Origin of the sequence: Reella acinonychis (assembly GCF_052384575.1) — a bacterium.
Taxonomy (GTDB): Bacteria; Pseudomonadota; Gammaproteobacteria; order Enterobacterales; family Pasteurellaceae; genus JBQSUQ01.
The window spans coordinates 298,035-312,167 of the sequence record NZ_JBQSUQ010000004.1; the positions used below are offsets into that span (position 1 = coordinate 298,035).

Below are 14,133 nucleotides of genomic sequence, written 5' to 3' on the forward strand. Positions count from 1 at the left end.
ATAACCACTTTAATAAGGAATCTAGCATGTCGTTTTTAAAGCAACTTAGTCGGTTATTGTCAAAATATACCGCACTTTTTATTATTTTATTAGCTGGGGTGACGTTTTTTAAACCTGAACTTTTTACTTGGGTAAAAGGGGATGCGCAAGTACTTATTCTTGGCTTAATTATGCTTTCTATGGGGATGACCTTAGGCGTTGATGATTATAAAATTCTTGCTCAGCGTCCCTTAGATGTTTTTATTGGTACAGTGGCACAATATAGTATTATGCCATTCGTTGCTATCAGTATTGCAAGATTCTTTGACTTATCGCCAGAACTGACGTTAGGATTAGTCTTAGTAGGTTGTTGTCCAGGTGGTGTTGCCTCTAATATTATGAGCTTTTTATGTAAAGGCGATGTGGCATTTTCCGTTGGAATGACCACTGTCTCAACTATTTTTGCACCAATTATGACGCCATTATTGCTCAACTTTTTAGTGGGTGAAACAGTGGATATGGACGGTTGGGCAATGTTCCGTTTTATGTTATTAGTTACCTTATTGCCTGTTGTAGTTGGCTCTCTTTTAAATATTACATTGCAAAAATACAAATGGTTCCAAGATTTGCGTGAATTAATGCCAGGTGTAGCGGTGATTAATTTTGCATTCATTGTTGGTGGTGTTGTTGCTGTTCATGGCAATAAATTCTTACATATCGGCTTTATTATTTTTGTTTGTATCCTATGCCATAATGTGATTGGTTATGTTTTAGGCTATTTGGCTGGCAAAGTTGTTGGCATGAGTAAAGAGAAAAAACGCACATTAGCTATTGAAGTTGGGGTACAGAATGCAGGATTAGCAACAGGATTGAGTGGTAAATTCTTCCCAAATACTGCGGAATCTGCAATTGTTTGTGCTGTTTCTACTGTATGGCATTCTGTTTCAGGCACTGTATTAGCCAATCTATTTATCTGGTGGGATAAACGAAGCAGTAAATAATCTTTGTTCAAGTAAAAGTGCGGTGAATTTCACCGCACTTTTTTATTGGTGGTGATAAAAGGACAAAGAGAGTATGATTGAGCATAAAACATGACATTGAGAGGTGCTTCTATGAACATTGAAAAAGTAAAACAACTATCGCCAGAATTAGCGTTGTATCAATATAATCAAATTCCCGTATTGGAATTAAAACATGCGGTTGGCGAAGCGAAAATTGCGTTGCAAGGCGCACAATTATTAACTTGGAAAGCTAAAAATGAAACTCACTCTGTTTTATGGTTAAGTGATATAGATCCTTTTACTTTAGGTAATGCGATTCGTGGTGGAATTCCTATTTGCTATCCTTGGTTTGGTGCAGCAAAACAACCTGCTCATGGCACTGCACGTATTGCATTGTGGGAACTCAGTGATTATGAGATTTCATCTGAAAAAGTGCGGTTAATTTTTTCCTTATTTGATCAACAAATTTTGCAAGCAAAAGTGGAAATGCAATTTAGCGAACATTGCCAAGTTACCTTCACACATTGTGTCGCTGAACCTGCTCAATTAGCATTACATAGCTATTTTCAGGTGGGCGATATTACGCAAGTTGAAGTCAATAATTTGCCAACGACGGTATTTAATAGCTTAACTCGTGAACAAGATACGGTGCCTGCAACACGCCAAATTGATCAAACAATTGATGCAATTTATCGTTTAGAGCAAACAACACATTATATCAATGATAAGAAATTGCAGCGTCAAATTGAGATTGAACATCAAAATGCCACAGAAATGGTATTGTGGAATCCATGGCATAAAGCAACAAGTGGTATGAAAGCAGAGGATTATCAACAGATGTTATGTGTGGAAACCGCTCGAATTCATACTGAATTGCAATCAGGCGAGAGTGTTTCTGTTTTATTAAAAGTGAACAAAAAATAGTTGTGTTTGCATTGCATAAATCTGCGAGATCGAGTAGAATCTTGCACGTTTTGTTTATTTTTGAACAGTAATTTATTTTCTTCTGAATTGCAGATGAAAGCCTAAGAAAACCAATAGAGGAATAAGACTATTAAAACCGTAAAAAAAGCACCAGTGACGAATCGCCCTAATCGTATTAATGACGAAATTAGAGTGAAGGAAGTTCGTTTAATCGATCAGGATGGCGAGCAAGCAGGTATCGTTTCTATTCAACAAGCCTTATCTATGGCAGAAGCTGCTGAATTAGACTTAGTTGAGATTAGTCCTAATGCCGAACCGCCAGTGTGCCGTATTATGAATTACGGTAAATTCCTTTATGAAAAAGGCAAAGCTGCAAAAGAGCAGAAGAAAAAGCAGAAAGTTGTACAAGTGAAGGAAATTAAATTCCGTCCTGGTACAGACGAAGGCGACTATCAGGTAAAACTACGCAGCCTGATTCGCTTTTTAGAAGAAGGGGATAAAGCTAAAATCACAGTTCGTTTCCGCGGACGTGAAATGGCTCACCAAGACATCGGACTAGATGTGTTAGAACGTGTGAAAAATGATTTAGCTGACATTTCTGTGGTTGAATCAGCACCGGGAAAACTTGAAGGTCGTCAAGCGGTGATGGTGTTAGCCCCTAAGAAGAAGTAATTAGCGCAGTTCAAGTAATAAAGTGCGGTTAATATTTTTGTTGTTTTTAACCCTATTTTATTCGCCTAATTATATGTATTAACGTTAAACAATGCGGAGTTATTAAACAATGCCTAAAATTAAAACAGTACGTGGTGCTGCTAAACGTTTCAAAAAAACAGCGTCTGGCGGTTTCAAACGTAAACAATCTCACTTACGTCACATTTTGACTAAGAAAACGACTAAGCGTAAACGTCACTTACGTCACAAATCAATGGTAGCGAAAGCAGACCAAGTTTTAGTAGTAGCGTGCTTACCATACGCATAAGCGTTTGATTAAGTACAACGTACGATTAGTAAATTTTTAGTTTTTAAAATGTGGGCAAACGCCCAATAGACAATTAGGAGATAAAATAATGGCTCGTGTAAAACGTGGTGTTATTGCAAGAGCACGCCATAAGAAAGTTCTTAAGGCTGCTAAAGGTTATTATGGTGCACGTTCACGCGTGTATCGCGTTGCTTTCCAAGCAGTAGTTAAAGCTGCACAATATGCTTACCGTGACCGTCGTCAGCGTAAACGTCAATTCCGTCAATTATGGATTGCTCGTATCAACGCGGCAGCTCGTCAAAACGGTTTATCATACAGCAAATTCATCAACGGCTTGAAAAAAGCATCTGTTGAAATCGATCGTAAGATCCTTGCTGATATCGCAGTATTTGACAAAGTGGCTTTCGCAGCATTAGTTGAGAAAGCAAAATCTGCTCTTTAATTTTAAAGAATAGAGAATTAGGACGCGAAAGCGTCCTTTTTTATTTGTATTGATTACTCTACACAGATAGTGTTTTTGAGATTTTTTACTCAATAGTAATCAATTTTTACGTTGATATTGCCACAAATATTACAGGCAAATAAATCCCCTTAACTTTATTGAAAGGTAAGGGGGTAAATTAAAATGGTATAATTGTTTTTTGTAAGAGTTAAATAAAACTCATAAAAAAATACCGCACTTTTTATTCTAATTCGCCGCAAAAGCGATAGCCTTCGCCATGAATAGTGGCAATAATTTCTGGTGTGTCTAAATGATCTTCGAAGTGTTTGCGAATTCGACGGATTGTGACATCAACGGTGCGATCATTTTCTTTTAAGTCACGACCTGTCATTTTTCTCAACAACTCTTCGCGAGTTTGAATTTTGCCTGGGTTCTGGCAAAAGTGTAACATTGCGCGGAATTCACTACGAGGCAGTTTGAGGATATCACCTTCAGGATTAATTAAGGCATGTTGGTTAATATCTAAGGCCCAACCATTAAAACGATAATATTCAATATTTTTATCCTGATATTTATCATCTTGCATGGTACGTTGTAACAAATTACGAGCACGAATCGCTAATTCTCTCGGGTTAAATGGTTTTGTAATGTAGTCATCTGCGCCAATTTCTAAACCCAAGATTTTATCTACTTCATTATTTCTTCCTGTTAGGAAAATTAATGCGGTATTGGTATTTTCACGTAATTCCCGCGCGAGCATTAAACCATTTTTGCCGGGTAAATTAATGTCCATTACAACCAAATGGATTTCTTGATTAAGTAAAACGCGATGCATTTGAGAACCATCGCTTGCCTCAAAAACATCATAGCCCTCAGCTTCAAAAATACTTTTCAGTGTGTTTCGAGTGATGGTTTCATCTTCAACAATTAAAATCTGTGGAGTAGTCATGCTTTATCCTTAATCAAAATTTCCATTTACAACATGTTACTACGATAAACTTTTCATATTGTATGAATGTAACAATCTTGCAACAATAAAAATTAACAGCTAGTTGATGTTTTTATGATCTATATCATGAAATGTTAACATTAGTTATTTGCTTTTATCTGTCTGAGGAATTTCAGATTGGCAATGTGGGCAATTTAAAAAATGTTTTTCGTTATTATGCACGATATAGTGCCCCATTTTTTTCGCTTTGGTATCTAAATAGTCGGTGTTATAGCGATTTTCCCCTACATTGAGCGCGACACGTTCTACAATATTGATTCCTGCTTTGCGCATGGTTTCAATTTTATTGGGATTGTTGGTTAATAAACGTACTTGATTAACCCCTAATAATTCAAAAATATCGGCGCATACTGCAAAATTACGTTCATCAGCAGCAAAACCTAAAGCTAAATTTGCTTCGATAGTATCCATACCTTGATCTTGTAGGGCATAGGCACGAATTTTATTAATTAACCCAATGCCACGACCTTCTTCCCGATGATAAATCAATACGCCTCGCCCTTCCTCACTGATTTGACGTAAAGCACTTGCAAGTTGAAAGCCACAATCACATTTTAAGCTGTGCAATGCATCGCCGGTCAAACATTCAGAATGAATACGCGCAAGCACTGGTTGGTTATCATCAATTTTTCCCATTACTAAGGCAACATGTTCTTTTTTTGTATCAGGAAATTCAAATCCAACAATTTTGAAAATACCAAATTCGGTGGGTAAAGTGGCTTCAGTTACAAGCTGAATTTTTGCCATAAGATAAATCCTTATTTTTCTTTTACTTTTGTAATGTTAGAATAGCTTTTATTTTCATAGGATAATTACTATGTTAAAACGTTTGTCATTATATACTTTTTTACTTTGTCTTGTTCCACTTTTTGCTTGGATTTTTTCATGGCAGTGGAATGGCGATGCCAACCTCACTTCTTTTGATTATTTTTTATATTGGATAACTGAAACGGGGAGTGTGCCTTACGCATTAATTACCTGTGTTTTCTTTGTTTTCCTATTTTTACCTCTTTTCCCAACGAAAACACAATGGATAAGTGCGGTATTAATTATGGTTGTTTCCATGATTGTTACTCAAGGTATTAAAACAGCAGCGAAAACAGTTTTTGCAGAGCCTAGACCTTATGTGGTTGCTTTAACTCAGCAAAGTGATATATCAGAAGATTATTTTTATGATCAAACAAGAGATCAACGAGCAGAAATCGTCAATCAATTTTATGTAGATAAAGCCGATGTACCGACTTGGTTGGTTAAACATAGAGCCAATGAAACGGGCTATTCTTTCCCTTCGGGCCATACGATTTTCGCTGCTAGCTGGTTGTTGTTAGCGGTTGGTTTTACGCAGATTGTTGGTCGTCATCCTTTCTTTACATTAGGAATGTTGTTATGGGCGGTGTTGATGTTAGTTAGCCGTTTACGTTTAGGTATGCATCATCCGATTGATTTACTTGTGAGCACCTTATTAGCTTGGCTTGTTCACCTTGTGTTGTTTGCAATTGTACAAAGTCATAATACAAAATTAGAGCAATTGGTTAGAAATTTACTGAAAAAATGCCACATAAACATTCAGTAATAAGTGAGGACATAATGCTATACGGATTAGATATTGGCGGCACCAAAATTGAATTAGCTGCTTTTAATGAAAAGCTAGAAAAATTACATTCTGAACGGGTAGAAACACCAAAAGAAAGTTATGAAGATTGGCTAAATGTCATAGTCGATCTGGTGAATCGTGCCGATGAAAAATTTGGCTCAAAAGGAACTGTGGGATTAGGTTTGCCGGGTTTTGTTAATCATGATACGGGATTAGCAGAAATTACTAATATTCGTGTGGCAGATAATAAACCTATTCTAAAAGATCTTTCTGAACGTTTAGGACGAGAAGTAAGAGCCGAAAACGATGCGAATTGCTTTGCTTTATCTGAAGCATGGGATAGTGAAAATCAGCAATATCCTTTTGTATTGGGATTAATTCTAGGCACAGGTTTTGGCGGAGGATTAGTTTTTGACGGCAAAGTCCATTCAGGCAAAATTGGCATGGCAGGCGAGTTGGGGCATTTACAGTTAAACTATCATGCAATGAAATTATTAGGTTGGGACAAAGCGCCTATTTATGAATGTGGTTGTGGTAATAAAGCTTGTTTAGATACTTATTTATCAGGACGTGGTTTTGAAATGCTATATCGCGACATTCAAGGCGAAGCATTATCTGCAAAAGAAATTATCCAACGTTTCTACGATAATGATAAAAGTGCGGTGCAATTTGTCGAACTTTTCGTAGAATTAGCTGCTGTTTCTATTGGCAACATTATTACTGCTTTGGATCCACATTTAATAGTATTAGGCGGCGGATTATCTAATTTTGACCACTTATATGATGCCTTACCAAAAGCCTTACCAAAACACTTAATGCGTTCAGCGAAGGTGCCATTAATCAAAAAAGCCAAATATGGTGATTCAGGTGGTGTTCGTGGAGCAGCTGCGTTGTTTTTGAAATAAAATAGATAAAACCATAAAAAATAAGACCGCGCTTTTTTAAAGTGCGGTCTTATTTTTATAAGATTTATAAAACAATTGTTTTATTTTGGAAGACAAATAAACGGTCATGTAGGGCGAGATCTAAAGCGCGCGTTAATACGGTTTTTTCTACATCTCGACCTGCTTTCATCATGGCTTCGGCTGAGTAGGTGTGATCCACATCGATAACATTTTGCATAATAATTGGTCCTTCATCCAATTCATTATTAATGAAATGTGCGGTCGCACCAATAATTTTCACACCTCTTTCATAGGCGCGCTTATAAGGGTTTGCACCAATAAATGCGGGTAAGAAGGAATGATGAATGTTAATCACACGATTTGGATAACGAGCGACAAACTCAGGATTTAATACGCGCATATATTTTGCCAGCACGATTAAATCAGGCTCATATTGATCAATTTTTTCGGCCAGTAATCGATCATGTTCAACTCGGCTTAAACCTTCATGGCTGACACAATGGAATGGCACATCAAACCGCTCAGCCAATGTTCTTAAACAATCATGGTTACCAATTACCGCAGCAATTTCAACATCTAAACCACCATAATAAGTTTTCATTAAAATATCGCCTAAGCAATGGGCTTCTTTTGTCACTAAAATAACAATACGTTTTTTACGATCTGCATTAATTAAACGGCAATTTGTTCCTTCTGGTAAACTAAATTTTAAATCCGCTAACAAGGTTTCTTCATTAAAAATACCTTGTAATTCTGTGCGCATAAAAAAATGTTTCGTTTCAAAATCAACAAATTCATTGTTATGAATAATATTTAATTGATGCTTATAACAAATATTCGTAATTTTAGCGATAAGTCCTTTATCATCTGGACAATCGGTTAGCAGAATTTTATTTTCAATCATGCAAGTTTTCCATCGATTAAATAATAGAAAATTGGTATTACTTAGATTTTAAATGCGTCTAATGTTTTACCAGAATCTAATGCTTTTTGAATGGCTTTTGGTGTGCGACCTTGTCCTGTCCAATACTTTTCATTACCTTGTTCATCGACATATTTGTATTTTGCAGGAAGTGGTTGACGTGCTTTTCTAGGTTGTTTTTGTGATACTGAATCTAAATTTAATTCAGATAAACTAATACCTTGTTGTTTTAGTTCTTCTCTGTATTTTTTTATTAATTCTTCACGCTCTTTTTGTTTTAAAAGATTAGTTTCTTCCGCTTGGCGTTTTTCCTCTACAACACGTTGGAATTTCGCCAAAATAGATTCAGCTTGTTTTAAATCAACTTGTTCTAAAAGTGCTCTTAAACTATGTAAGTTATTTAATGATTTGATTAAGTCTGTCATTTGTTATTTTCCTAAATAAGTGAATGAAATTAATAACTGAATAATCATAACTTCATTATTATTTGTTGTAAATATTTTATTATTTTCTCATTTTTCTGAGAAAATTTATCAAAATTTTTGAGAATTGATCTTGCATTTTACAATTATTCAGTTAATCTAAGAGCAACCTACATAGGTAGAGGTGCGACTATTATAAGTACTTTTTCTGAGTGGATAACGATGAAGGAAAAGGAAAGGAATAGCCGCCGAAATCAATAAAAAGTCATTTTTATTGGTTGGTAACGTTACCGAAAGGGACGCTACTGTCATAGTTCATAACTATGGAGCGCTACTGTTAGGGTTGGTTTTCTCTTACCTACCTTTTATTTTAATTATTTCAACTTTGTTGTCCTGAAGTATTTAAGTCAGTAGTTTTCCTTTTATTTATTTACTTTTTAGGTATAACAAAATGGAACTCTTAGATTTCTCAACTTCAATTTGGTCGGTCGTACCACCAGTATTAGCCCTTAGCTTAGCCATTATTACTCGTCGAGTATTATTGTCTTTAAGCCTTGGTATTCTTATCGGAAGCTTAATGTTATCTGATGGTAGCATTTCAACCGCATTTTCTTATTTAACAGATCGCGTTTCTTCGCTTTTATATAGTTTTGATGAAAACGGACAATTTGCGTTAAATGATAGCAATGTGCATATCATTATTTTCTTATTATTACTCGGTATTTTGACCGCACTTTTAAGTGTATCTGGTAGTAATCAAGCCTTTGCTGAATGGGCACAAAAACGCATTAAAGATCGTCGTGGTGCAAAATTAATGGCAGCGTGCCTTGTTTTTGTTACTTTTATTGATGACTATTTCCATAGCCTAGCCGTAGGCGCGATTGCTCGCCCTGTAACAGATCGCTTCCGCGTTTCTCGTGCAAAATTAGCCTATATTCTTGACTCAACTGCCGCACCAATGTGCGTTATGATGCCAGTGTCAAGTTGGGGTGCTTATATTATGACCCTAATTGCAGGTTTATTAGCAGAACACGCGATTACAGGTTATACCCCTTTTGGTGCATTTATTACCATGAGTGCGTTAAACCTATATGCAATCTTCTCAATGATTATGGTGTTCGTTGTTGCTTATTTTGCTTTTGATATTGGACCGATGGCACGTCATGAAAGATTGGCTTTAGAACAAGCGGATGCAGCGAATGAAAATGAAGATCAAGTGAAAGGTCATGTGCGTAATTTAGTATTACCAATTGTTGCATTGATTTTAGGCACTGTGGCAATGATGATGTACACAGGGAACGAAGCACTTGCAGCTGATAATAAACCATTTGATGTTTTAGGTGCGTTTGAAAATACCACTGTTGGTATTTCATTAGTAGTCGGTGGCGTAACCGCATTAGTAGTGTCTACATTATTAATCATTGCAAACCGTAACGTGAGTTTCAATGAATATGCGAAAGCTTATTTATTAGGCATGAAATCAATGATGGGCGCAATTGCTATCTTATTCTTCGCTTGGACAATTAACAAAGTAGTAGGGGATATGCAAACGGGTAAATACCTTTCCACTTTGATTTCAGGTAATTTAAATGCAGCCTATTTGCCAACCTTATTATTCATTTTAGGGGCAGCAATGGCATTCTCAACTGGTACTAGCTGGGGAACCTTCGGTATTATGTTACCAATCGCGGCTTCTATCGCAGTAAATGCGGCACCTGAATTATTATTACCTTGTTTATCAGCTGTTATGGCGGGGGCGGTATGTGGTGACCATTGTTCTCCAGTATCAGATACCACAATTTTATCTTCAACTGGGGCAAAATGTAATCATATCGACCACGTTACGACACAATTGCCTTATGCTTTATTGGTTGCTTTCGCTACCTGTATTGGTTATTTAGTGATTGGTTTTACTCAATCAGGTTGGTTAGGTTTTGCTGCAACAGCAGGCGTATTAGTACTTAGCGTACTTATTGTTAGAAAACGTTAAAATGTGATCTGAATCACAAAGTTAGATAAAATATTAAATTTTTAAAATTTTATAAAATACGGCTTTATCGCCGTATTTTTTTATATTTAGCGGTCTTGTTTTTATTTTATATTGTTCATTCTTGTTATTTTAGATTTAAGTTCTGATTTGTGGTATTTTCTTGCGTAAAAAAGCAATAGACAACTTAATAAAATAAAGTACACTGAGTTTAACTGTGTTAAAAAGCAAATGATTTTAAACAAAACTAAAAAAGTGCGGTTAAAAAGGGAGTGATTTTATGAAGAAATTGTCTGGCGCAGAAATGGTAGTGCAATCTTTGCGAGATCAAGGGGTAAAATATTTATTTGGTTATCCAGGTGGTTCCGTATTAGATATTTATGATGCAATTCACACCCTAGGGGGAATTGAACATGTTTTGGTTCGCCATGAACAAGCGGCGGTTCATATGGCTGATGGTTACGCACGTTCAACAGGCGAAGTGGGGTGTGTATTAGTCACTTCAGGTCCGGGTGCAACTAATGCGCTAACCGGTATTTTTACAGCTTACACTGATTCTGTGCCTTTAGTCATTCTCAGCGGACAGGTAATGTCACATTTGATTGGTACGGATGCTTTCCAAGAATGTGATACTGTTGGATTAAGCCGACCAATTGTAAAACACAGTTTTATTGTTCAGCGTCCAGAGGATATTCCGACAATTATCAAAAAGGCCTTTTATATCGCCTCGACAGGTCGTCCTGGCCCTGTATTGATTGATATTCCAAAAGATATGGTGAATCCAGATAATAAATATCCTTATGAATATCCTGCGGAAGTGAATTTGCGTTCTTATAACCCAACTATTCAAGGACACAAAGGACAAATAAAAAAAGCCTTAAAGGCACTTTTAGTAGCGAAAAGACCAGTGATGTTTATTGGTGGTGGTGTTATTATTGGTAACAGTAGTGACAAGGTCACTCGCTTTGCACAACAATTAAATTTACCTGTTACTTCTTCTTTAATGGGCTTAGGTGGCTATCCGGCGACCGATCGCCAATTCCTTGGCATGTTGGGTATGCATGGCACTTATGAAGCCAATACAGCAATGCATAATGCCGACTTAATTTTAGGGGTAGGGGTGCGTTTTGATGACCGTACCACAAATAACCTTGCTAAATATTGCCCAAATGCAAAAGTGATTCATATTGATATTGATCCAGCATCCATTTCAAAAAATGTACCTGCTGCGATTCCAATTGTTGGTAGTGTGGATAATGTGTTCAGCGAGTTTTTATCCTTATTGCAAGATGACAACTTAGCTAAATCACAGTCCGATCTTACAGAGTGGTGGCAAGAAATCGAACAGTGGAAAGCGAAAAAATGCTTGGAATTTGACCGCACTTCGCAAGAGATTAAACCTCAAGCAGTTATTGAAACTATTTATCGTTTAACCCAAGGTGATGCCTATATTGCATCAGATGTAGGGCAACATCAAATGTTTGCCGCATTGCATTATCCGTTTGATAAACCACGTCGTTGGATTAATTCAGGTGGTGCGGGCACCATGGGATTTGGTTTCCCTGCGGCAATAGGGGTGAAATTCGCTCATCCAGATTCTACGGTGGTTTGTGTTACAGGTGATGGCTCAATTCAAATGAATATTCAAGAGCTTTCCACCGCAACCCAATACAATATCCCAATTGTGATTGTCAGTTTAAATAACCGCTTCTTAGGCATGGTAAAACAATGGCAAGATTTGATTTACTCAGGTCGCCATTCACAAGTGTATATGAATTCCTTACCGAATTTTGCCAAGTTGGCGGAAGCCTATGGCCATGTTGGTATTCAAATCGATCGCGCGGATGAACTTGAACAAAAATTGACAGAAGCTTTTTCCATTAAAGATCGTCTTGTATTTGTTGATGTCAAAGTGGATGCAACGGAAAATGTGTACCCGATGCAAATTCGCGGAGGTGCAATGGATGAAATGTTATTAGGCAAACCAGAAGAGAACGAAGGAGTAGAAAATGCGTAGAATTTTATCTGTATTATTGGAAAATGAATCTGGGGCATTATCAAGAGTCATCGCTTTGTTTTCTCAACGTGCCTTTAATATCGAAAGTTTAACGGTGGCGCCAACAGATGATCCAACACTTTCTCGCATGACCATTGAAGCCTCAGGCGATGAACGTGTGCTAGAGCAAATCGAAAAGCAATTACATAAATTAGTGGATGTGTTTAAAGTCATGAATTTAAGTGATTGCGAATATGTGGAACGAGAAGTGATGTTAGTCAAAATCCGCGCCACAGGTGCAATGCGTGATGAAATTAAACGTCTGGCGGATATCTTTCGTGGTCAGATCGTGGATGTTACTGCGAAAACATATACCATCCAACTGACTGGCACCAAAGATAAACTTGATTCTTTTGTACAAGCCATCACTGAACAAACCAGCATTTTGGAAATCGTGCGTTCTGGCTTAATCAGCCTATCACGCGGTGAGAAAAATATGCTGTAAATTGCCATTCAGTCATAAAAGTGCGGTGGAAAAATAAAGAGTTTTTCACTTTGCGCTTAATAACAATAAGTAAAATCTCCATTGAACTAGCAATAGCAATGGAGATTTTTTGTAACGATGTTTACCTTAAATAAACCAACCTCAGTATTAAAAAACATCAACGTTTTCCACCGCACTTTTTTACTTTTCTTTTATATAAATCTATTTATAACGACTATTTGATTTATGTCAAAAATCACGCCTGTTTTTCTTTCAAATAGGGGCAAGAATTTTCTTTCTGGTGACAGAAAATATATAGTAACTACCACTTATGAGTTATTTTGTATTTATGAGAATTTGGAGTGAGATATGCTTAAATTTAATAAAAAAACAATATTAAGTGGTTTAGCGCTTATGGTGTTAGGTGCAGTTTGTTTGGGGGGCGTGCAATTTATTATGCATAAAACCAATACGCAGGAATTTTGTGTGAGTTGCCATGCTATGTCTTATCCAAAAGAGGAATGGGAGGGCAGTGTGCATTTTTCCAATCGTAAAGGGATTCGGGCGGAATGTTCGGACTGCCATATTCCTGAAGGCGGAATGCATTATGTGAAAGCGAAATTTATTGCGCTTAAAGATTTGTGGTACACCATTGTTGATGACAAATTACCTGATCAAGAAGCGTATGAAAAACATCGCTTAGCCTTGGCGCAGCATGTTTGGGAAGATATGAAAAAGAATGATTCGATGACCTGTCGCAGTTGCCACAGTTTTGATGCAATGGCTTTATCTGAACAAACGGAATCTGCACAAAAAATGCATAAGTTAGCGTTGGAAACCAAACAAACCTGTATTGATTGCCACAAAGGTATTGTGCATTTTATGCCAGATATGCCACAAGATAATAGTGCTGCTGGTGAGCTAACGAAACATGCAGGCGAATTTAGTGCGACGGATAAAATGCTTTATTCCTTATCCATGACCAATACGCAATTAGTGAATGGTGGCGAAGTACGCTTAATGCCTTATACCGAATTGACAAATTGGAAAGAAGAAAATGGCAAAGTAACAGCTAAAATTCAAGGTTGGCAACAGGTTGGTGCTGAATCAGTGGTTTATATGCAAAAAGGCAAACGCATTATGCTCGCCTTGTTAGGTGATGATGCTAAAGATAAAGTGCAAGTATTAAATACGGTTTATGATGAAGTAACAGCTTCTGATTGGAAAGAAATTTCATTTGAAATCACCGCACTTAAAGAAACCTTAACTGCCAATATTAAAGCATTAAATGCTTTTGGTAATAATTTGAATGATGTGCATTGTGGTAGCTGCCATGCGCCGATTTCTGCGGAACATTATACGGCGAATCAATGGATTGGCGTGGTGAATTCAATGAAAGATCGTACTGCCATGGATGCGGATCAAGTACGCGCTGTAACGATTTATTTGCAACGTAATGCAAAAGATATGATAGGGGTAACCCACTAAT

At 36.9% G+C, this 14,133-nt stretch carries 15 protein-coding genes and 1 riboswitch; of the genes, 11 read left to right on the plus strand and 4 right to left on the minus strand.

Annotated elements, in window-relative coordinates; all coding sequences use genetic code 11:
- Positions 1-26: 26 nt before the first annotated feature.
- The 5 genes from ACT2CV_RS02795 to rplT all read left to right on the plus strand — a co-directional run bounded on the left by ACT2CV_RS02795 (position 27) and on the right by rplT (position 3,325).
- Positions 27-980 (plus strand): bile acid:sodium symporter family protein, encoded by a 954-nt coding sequence (locus ACT2CV_RS02795; protein ID WP_464972541.1) that lies wholly within the window; start codon positions 27-29, stop codon positions 978-980.
- 111 nt (positions 981-1,091) lie between these two features.
- Entirely contained in the window at positions 1,092-1,904 is an 813-nt protein-coding gene (locus tag ACT2CV_RS02800; RefSeq protein ID WP_464972540.1) for a D-hexose-6-phosphate mutarotase, read from the plus strand.
- Positions 1,905-2,057: 153 nt separating this feature from the next.
- A complete protein-coding gene (gene infC, locus ACT2CV_RS02805; RefSeq protein ID WP_464972539.1) occupies positions 2,058-2,576 on the plus strand; it encodes a translation initiation factor IF-3 in 519 nt (172 codons plus the stop codon).
- A 109-nt stretch (positions 2,577-2,685) separates the two neighbouring features.
- Positions 2,686-2,883, plus strand: coding sequence for a 50S ribosomal protein L35 (gene rpmI / locus ACT2CV_RS02810; protein WP_005596065.1), 198 nt, complete (start codon positions 2,686-2,688; stop codon positions 2,881-2,883).
- A gap of 88 nt (positions 2,884-2,971) precedes the next feature.
- Positions 2,972-3,325 carry a 50S ribosomal protein L20 gene (rplT, locus tag ACT2CV_RS02815; RefSeq protein WP_006249240.1) on the plus strand — a complete coding sequence of 118 codons (354 nt, stop codon included), beginning with the start codon at positions 2,972-2,974 and terminating at the stop codon, positions 3,323-3,325.
- A 241-nt stretch (positions 3,326-3,566) separates the two neighbouring features.
- On the opposite strand, the gene arcA is transcribed toward rplT, so the two are convergent.
- Together arcA and ribA are read right to left on the minus strand one after the other, a co-directional pair.
- Positions 3,567-4,274, minus strand: a complete 708-nt coding sequence (gene arcA, locus ACT2CV_RS02820; protein ID WP_464972538.1) for a two-component system response regulator ArcA — start codon at positions 4,272-4,274, stop codon at positions 3,567-3,569.
- A 144-nt stretch (positions 4,275-4,418) separates the two neighbouring features.
- On the minus strand, positions 4,419-5,081 hold the full coding sequence (gene ribA, locus ACT2CV_RS02825; protein WP_464972537.1) for a GTP cyclohydrolase II: 663 nt from the start codon (positions 5,079-5,081) through the stop codon (positions 4,419-4,421).
- Between the two features lie 70 nt (positions 5,082-5,151).
- Here ribA and ACT2CV_RS02830 point away from each other — a divergent pair, with 70 nt between their 5' ends.
- Together ACT2CV_RS02830 and nagK are read left to right on the plus strand one after the other, a co-directional pair.
- Complete coding sequence (locus ACT2CV_RS02830; protein ID WP_464972536.1) at positions 5,152-5,907, plus strand: phosphatase PAP2 family protein; 756 nt, start codon at positions 5,152-5,154, stop codon at positions 5,905-5,907.
- Between the two features lie 14 nt (positions 5,908-5,921).
- Positions 5,922-6,833 (plus strand): N-acetylglucosamine kinase, encoded by a 912-nt coding sequence (nagK, locus tag ACT2CV_RS02835; protein ID WP_464972535.1) that lies wholly within the window; start codon positions 5,922-5,924, stop codon positions 6,831-6,833.
- 64 nt (positions 6,834-6,897) lie between these two features.
- Here nagK and purU read toward each other — a convergent pair whose 3' ends face one another.
- Together purU and ACT2CV_RS02845 are read right to left on the minus strand one after the other, a co-directional pair.
- Complete coding sequence (gene purU, locus ACT2CV_RS02840) at positions 6,898-7,737, minus strand: formyltetrahydrofolate deformylase (RefSeq protein WP_464972534.1); 840 nt, start codon at positions 7,735-7,737, stop codon at positions 6,898-6,900.
- A gap of 41 nt (positions 7,738-7,778) precedes the next feature.
- Positions 7,779-8,180 carry an H-NS family histone-like protein gene (locus ACT2CV_RS02845; protein ID WP_464972533.1) on the minus strand — a complete coding sequence of 134 codons (402 nt, stop codon included), beginning with the start codon at positions 8,178-8,180 and terminating at the stop codon, positions 7,779-7,781.
- A gap of 168 nt (positions 8,181-8,348) precedes the next feature.
- Positions 8,349-8,519, plus strand: a riboswitch (Lysine riboswitch).
- A 109-nt stretch (positions 8,520-8,628) separates the two neighbouring features.
- Between ACT2CV_RS02845 and ACT2CV_RS02850 the strand changes: the two genes are divergently transcribed.
- The 4 genes from ACT2CV_RS02850 (at position 8,629) to ACT2CV_RS02865 (ending at position 14,132) form a co-directional block, all read left to right on the plus strand.
- The gene (locus ACT2CV_RS02850) at positions 8,629-10,167 is read left to right on the plus strand and encodes a Na+/H+ antiporter NhaC family protein (protein WP_464972532.1); all 1,539 of its coding nucleotides are present in this window, start codon (positions 8,629-8,631) and stop codon (positions 10,165-10,167) included.
- Between the two features lie 277 nt (positions 10,168-10,444).
- Positions 10,445-12,181 carry an acetolactate synthase 3 large subunit gene (locus ACT2CV_RS02855; RefSeq protein ID WP_464972531.1) on the plus strand — a complete coding sequence of 579 codons (1,737 nt, stop codon included), beginning with the start codon at positions 10,445-10,447 and terminating at the stop codon, positions 12,179-12,181.
- Positions 12,174-12,665, plus strand: coding sequence for an acetolactate synthase small subunit (gene ilvN, locus ACT2CV_RS02860; protein WP_464972530.1), 492 nt, complete (start codon positions 12,174-12,176; stop codon positions 12,663-12,665). The genes ACT2CV_RS02855 and ilvN overlap by 8 nt, the downstream gene beginning before the upstream one ends.
- Positions 12,666-13,013: 348 nt before the next feature.
- Positions 13,014-14,132, plus strand: coding sequence for a NapC/NirT family cytochrome c (locus ACT2CV_RS02865; protein WP_464972529.1), 1,119 nt, complete (start codon positions 13,014-13,016; stop codon positions 14,130-14,132).
- Position 14,133 lies beyond the last annotated feature (1 nt).

Bases quoted from the DNA above. Each gene is read 5' to 3' on its own strand.
- rpmI (WP_005596065.1), top strand. From the start codon at position 2,686: ATGCCTAAAATTAAAACAGTACGTGGTGCTGCTAAACGTTTCAAAAAA.
- ACT2CV_RS02855 (WP_464972531.1), top strand. From the start codon at position 10,445: ATGAAGAAATTGTCTGGCGCAGAAATGGTAGTGCAATCTTTGCGAGAT.
- ilvN (WP_464972530.1), top strand. From the start codon at position 12,174: ATGCGTAGAATTTTATCTGTATTATTGGAAAATGAATCTGGGGCATTA.
- ACT2CV_RS02850 (WP_464972532.1), top strand. From the start codon at position 8,629: ATGGAACTCTTAGATTTCTCAACTTCAATTTGGTCGGTCGTACCACCA.
- ribA (WP_464972537.1), bottom strand. From the start codon at position 5,081: ATGGCAAAAATTCAGCTTGTAACTGAAGCCACTTTACCCACCGAATTT.
- purU (WP_464972534.1), bottom strand. From the start codon at position 7,737: ATGATTGAAAATAAAATTCTGCTAACCGATTGTCCAGATGATAAAGGA.
- ACT2CV_RS02845 (WP_464972533.1), bottom strand. From the start codon at position 8,180: ATGACAGACTTAATCAAATCATTAAATAACTTACATAGTTTAAGAGCA.
- ACT2CV_RS02800 (WP_464972540.1), top strand. From the start codon at position 1,092: ATGAACATTGAAAAAGTAAAACAACTATCGCCAGAATTAGCGTTGTAT.
- ACT2CV_RS02795 (WP_464972541.1), top strand. From the start codon at position 27: ATGTCGTTTTTAAAGCAACTTAGTCGGTTATTGTCAAAATATACCGCA.
- nagK (WP_464972535.1), top strand. From the start codon at position 5,922: ATGCTATACGGATTAGATATTGGCGGCACCAAAATTGAATTAGCTGCT.
- rplT (WP_006249240.1), top strand. From the start codon at position 2,972: ATGGCTCGTGTAAAACGTGGTGTTATTGCAAGAGCACGCCATAAGAAA.
- arcA (WP_464972538.1), bottom strand. From the start codon at position 4,274: ATGACTACTCCACAGATTTTAATTGTTGAAGATGAAACCATCACTCGA.
- ACT2CV_RS02865 (WP_464972529.1), top strand. From the start codon at position 13,014: ATGCTTAAATTTAATAAAAAAACAATATTAAGTGGTTTAGCGCTTATG.
- ACT2CV_RS02830 (WP_464972536.1), top strand. From the start codon at position 5,152: ATGTTAAAACGTTTGTCATTATATACTTTTTTACTTTGTCTTGTTCCA.